Annotated in this window: 1 protein-coding gene; it reads left to right on the top strand. The window is 59.1% G+C overall.

Going from position 1 to position 994, the window contains the following annotated elements; all coding sequences use genetic code 11:
- Positions 1-295: 295 nt before the first annotated feature.
- A partial coding sequence (locus AWB81_RS43460) for an IS110 family transposase (RefSeq protein WP_144444412.1) occupies positions 296-994 on the top strand: 699 nt, incomplete at its 3' end.

Genomic DNA, 994 nt, shown 5'->3' with positions numbered 1-994 from the left:
GACAGTAAGAATACGGGTACCAGGTGTTTCCGGGCAGTCACCGTTTCGAAAAAAGGGTGCTTTCGGGAGAGGTCTGGTGCCGTAGAGCGTTCCGGGCGACCTGACCCACATTCCGATCGACTCAATGTCTTTCCCTGGACCCGTCGGTCATCTGGAACTGCCGAACGGCGAGGTTTCACCTCGTCGATACGTGTGACCCAAGAAGGGCCTGACGCCCTGTCACTTTACTGTCTTGTCCAGGTACTCGATGCCGGTGAAATCGCCCATACCCCATCGGCAACCGGAGCAAGACTGTATGAAAGAAGAACAGGCTACTGCTGGCCGTCGCAGCGTCGTAGGCGGCGTTGATACGCATAAGGATCTGCATTTTGCGGCTGTCGTTGACGAACATGATCGCCTTCTCGGCAGCGAATCCTTCCCAACCACGCGGCACGGCTACAAGCAGATGTTGCTTTGGATGCGCTCATTCGGTGAGCTTGTCCGGGTCGGCGTCGAGTGCACCGGCAGCTATGGCGCGGGCTTACTTCGCTACCTACAGCAGGCCCAGGTAACTGTGCTGGAGGTTACTGCGCCGGATAAAAGCGACCGGCGCAAACGTGGCAAGGACGATACGCTGGATGCCTACAACGCGGCTCATGCCGCCTTCGCCGGTGTGCGTACGGTGACGCCCAAGACGCGCGATGGCATGATTGAATCGCTGCGCGTTCTGAAAGTCTGCCGGAAGACGGCCATCTCGGCGCGTCGCGTCGCATTGCAGCTGATCCACAATACCATCATCAGCGCGCCTGATGAGTTGCGCGAATCACTACGCGCGATGACACGCATGCAGCTCATCCGAACGTTGGCCGCGTGGCGTCCCGATCTGTCCGACTATCGGAACCCGACCTCTGCGTGTCGGATTGCCCTGAAGTCACTTGGACGTCGCTATCTGGAGTTGCACGACGAGATCGCCGACCTCGACGTCATGATCGCGACGCTCGTCGACGAACTCGCT

It is taken from the genome of Caballeronia arationis, assembly GCF_001544975.2.
Classification (GTDB): domain Bacteria; phylum Pseudomonadota; class Gammaproteobacteria; order Burkholderiales; family Burkholderiaceae; genus Caballeronia; species Caballeronia arationis.
This window is presented reverse-complemented; position numbering and strand designations above follow the sequence as displayed.